The 3195-nt window shown below is 74.6% G+C and carries 3 protein-coding genes; 1 reads left to right on the forward strand and 2 read right to left on the reverse strand.

All coding sequences use genetic code 11. The features are described 5' to 3' along the window. Together ACWGIU_RS33825 and ACWGIU_RS33830 are read right to left on the reverse strand one after the other, a co-directional pair. Window positions 1-298 (reverse strand): DUF5682 family protein (locus ACWGIU_RS33825; protein ID WP_453711928.1); only part of this gene is annotated, 298 nt, incomplete at its 3' end. Beyond that, window positions 295-1401, reverse strand: a complete 1107-nt coding sequence (locus ACWGIU_RS33830; RefSeq protein ID WP_030013145.1) for an ATP-binding protein — start codon at window positions 1399-1401, stop codon at window positions 295-297. The genes ACWGIU_RS33830 and ACWGIU_RS33825, both read right to left, overlap by 4 nt. Before the next feature lie 134 nt (window positions 1402-1535). Here ACWGIU_RS33830 and ACWGIU_RS33835 point away from each other — a divergent pair, with 134 nt between their 5' ends. Beyond that, complete coding sequence (locus tag ACWGIU_RS33835) at window positions 1536-2879, forward strand: SWIM zinc finger family protein (RefSeq protein ID WP_453711929.1); 1344 nt, start codon at window positions 1536-1538, stop codon at window positions 2877-2879. Window positions 2880-3195: the final 316 nt, after the last annotated feature.

Here is a 3195-nt window from a genome sequence, read left to right on the forward strand (position 1 = left end):
GGACCGGGACCTCGTGCTCCTGGGCCCAGCGGATGGCCACCCACTCGGGTGAGAACCCGGCCAGCGGCCAGAACGCGGCCCGACCCGGATCGTCCGCCGCGTGCGCCAGGAGCGCGACGGGCGGCCGCATCCCCTCTTCGGCGGCGAGCGGCAGCAGCGCGTCCCCCTCGGGCGGGCCCTCGATCAGCACCGCCTCGGGCCGGGCCGCCTCCAGGGCCGCCCGGACGGCGCGGGCCGAGCCGGGCCCGTGGTGCCGTACGCCCAGCAGCAGCGGGCCCCGCGTCGGGCTCGGGCTCATACGGTCACCTCCCGGCAGGCCCGGTAGAAGTCCTTCCAGCCGTCGCGCTCACGGACCACGGCCTCCAGGTACTCCTGCCAGACCACCTTGTCGGCCGCCGGGTCGCGGACCACGGCGCCGAGGATCCCGGCGGCCACGTCGGAGGGGCGCAGCACGCCGTCCCCGAAGTGGGCGGCCAGGGCCAGGCCGCCGGTGACGACGGAGATCGCCTCGGCGGTGGACAGCGTGCCGCTGGGCGACTTCACCTTCGTGCGGCCGTCGTCGGTGACCCCGTCGCGCAGCTCGCGGAAGACGGTGACGACGCGGCGGATCTCCTCCAGGCCCTCGGGCGCGGCCGGCAGGTCGAGGGCGCGGCCCATCTGGTCGACACGCCGGGCGACGATGTCGACCTCCGCGTCGGCCGTGGCGGGCAGGGGCAGCACCACGGTGTTGAAGCGGCGGCGCAGCGCGCTGGAGAGCTCGTTCACCCCACGGTCACGGTCGTTGGCGGTGGCGATGAGGTTGAAGCCGCGCACGGCCTGCACCTCTTCGCCGAGCTCCGGTATCGGGAGGGTCTTCTCGGACAGCACCGTGATGAGGGTGTCCTGGACGTCGGCGGGGATGCGGGTGAGCTCCTCGACGCGGGCGGTCATGCCGTCGGCCATGGCCCGCATGACGGGGCTGGGGACGAGCGCCTCGCGGCTGGGGCCGTGGGCGAGCAGCCGGGCGTAGTTCCAGCCGTACCGGATGGCTTCCTCGGGGGTGCCGGCGGTGCCCTGGACGAGGAGGGTGGAGTCTCCGCTGACGGCGGCCGCGAGGTGTTCCGACACCCAGGTCTTGGCGGTGCCGGGGACCCCCAGCAGGAGCAGGGCGCGGTCGGTGGCCAGGGTGGTGACGGCGACTTCGACGATGCGGCGCGGCCCCACGTACTTGGGCGTGATCACCGTGCCGTCGTCGAGGGTGCCGCCGAGCAGATACGTGGCGACGGCCCACGGGGAGAGCTTCCAGCGGGTCGGGCGGGGCCGGTCGTCGGCGGCCGCCAGGGCTTTCAGTTCGTGTGCGAAGGCGTCTTCGGCGTGCGGTCGCAGAGCCTCTGCTCGCTGCTCGTTCTCGGGCATGGTCATGGTCCCCCTCCAAAGCTCGGCAGCCGCTCCCGACTGCTGCGTCCACGGTGCACCACGCCACTGACAACGGGCCCTGCCGTGAGCATCGTTGCTGGTCAGAGCGATTGTCAGTGGTGGTCTCTACGGTGGTTCACATGACTGATCAGGGGGACCGCTGGACAGCGGAACAGGTACTGGATCTGGCTCCTGACGACGCCTCACGCAAGGCGGGGGGCCGACTCGGCGGGGCTGGACCGTGGTTGCAGATCGGAGGTTCCGCTTCCGGTTCGGTGTGGGGATTGTGCAAGGGCAGCGGCAGCAAGCCGTACCGCACGGTCGTGGACCTGGCGGGCCCGGCGTACAAGTGCTCCTGCCCGAGCCGGAAGTTCCCCTGCAAGCACGCGCTGGGTCTGTTGTTGCTCTGGTCCGCGGAGGGGGTCGGCGAGCCGGGCGAGGCTCCGGAGTGGGCCGCGCAGTGGCTGGCGGACCGGGCGGCCAAGGCCGCGCGGCCGCCCGGCGGGAAGGCCGCGCCGGTCGACGAGGAGGGGGCCCGGAAGCGGGCCGAGCGGCGGGCGGCGCGCGTCGGCGCGGGCGTCACCGAGCTGGAGCAGCGGCTGGCCGATCTGCTCCGCGGCGGCCTCGCGGGCCAGGACCAGGCGGGATACGCGGGGTGGGAGGAGACGGCGGCCCGCATGGTCGACGCCCAGGCACCCGGACTGGCCGGTCGGGTGCGGGAGTTGGGGACGATACCCAGTTGCGGCCCCGGCTGGCCCGCCCGGATGCTGGAGGAGGCGGCGCTGCTGCACCTGCTCGACCGGGCGTGGCTGGGGGTGGCCGGGCTGCCGGACGAGCTCGCGGCGACGGTGCGCAGCCGCGTGGGACTGCCGGCCTCCGGGGAGGGGGAGGCCGTACGGGACCGGTGGCTGGTGCTCGCCCAGTACGACACGGTGTCGCCGGACGGCCGGCTCACCACCCGCCGGACATGGCTGCGCGGGCTGGCGGGCGGGCGGCCCGCGCTGGTGCTGGACTTCGGACCGCCTGGGCGGCCACCGGGGCCGGCGCTGCCGGTGGGGCTGGTGCTGGAGGCGGAGATGCGCTTCCGGCCCGGGTCGGCGGGGCTGCGGGCGGACCTCGGTGAGAGGTTCGCGGCAGCCGTGCCGTGCGCGGAGGTTCCCGCCGGGGTGAGCACGGGGGCGGCTCTGGAGGCGTACGGGGCGGCGCTGCGGCAGGACCCGTGGCTGGAGTCCTGGCCGGTGGTGCTCGGCCCGGTGGTTCCGATACCGGGAGAGCTCGGCTGGCAGCTGGCGGACGCGGAGGGCACCTCCGCCCTGCCGGTGCCCCTCACCGGGGGCGGCGGCCGCTCCCGCGGGGGGCTCTGGCAGCTGGCCGCGTTGTCGGGCGGAGGCCCGGTGACGGTGTTCGGCGAGTGCGGCCACCGCGGCTTCACCCCTCTGACGGCCTGGCAGCCGGACTCGACCGAGCCCGTCGCCCTGTCCTGATCAGGAGCGGGAAGAGGAGACACATCGCAGGGGGCCTGGGGGGTCCTGTGCCGTCACACGGGGGCGGCGGCAAGGAGACCGTACGGCGCCGGGGGGCGCCGCACGCGAAACGACGACGAGCCGGGGGGCTTGCATGAACGACAACCACGCCAGCTGAACGCGAGCGGGCAGACGGGGACATCGACAGCTCCGGTCCCGTGGAGGGGGCGGGACCGGAGCCCATGACACGACGAGCAACCGACGACAAGCGACGAGGGAGGGGCCCGATGGACAAGGGTGACGAGGGATACGGGGAGTGGGAGGAGCTGGTCGCCAC

The organism is Streptomyces sp. NPDC054840, assembly GCF_053611065.1.

Bases quoted from the DNA above. Each gene is read 5' to 3' on its own strand.
- ACWGIU_RS33830 (WP_030013145.1), bottom strand. From the start codon at position 1,401: ATGACCATGCCCGAGAACGAGCAGCGAGCAGAGGCTCTGCGACCGCAC.
- ACWGIU_RS33835 (WP_453711929.1), top strand. From the start codon at position 1,536: ATGACTGATCAGGGGGACCGCTGGACAGCGGAACAGGTACTGGATCTG.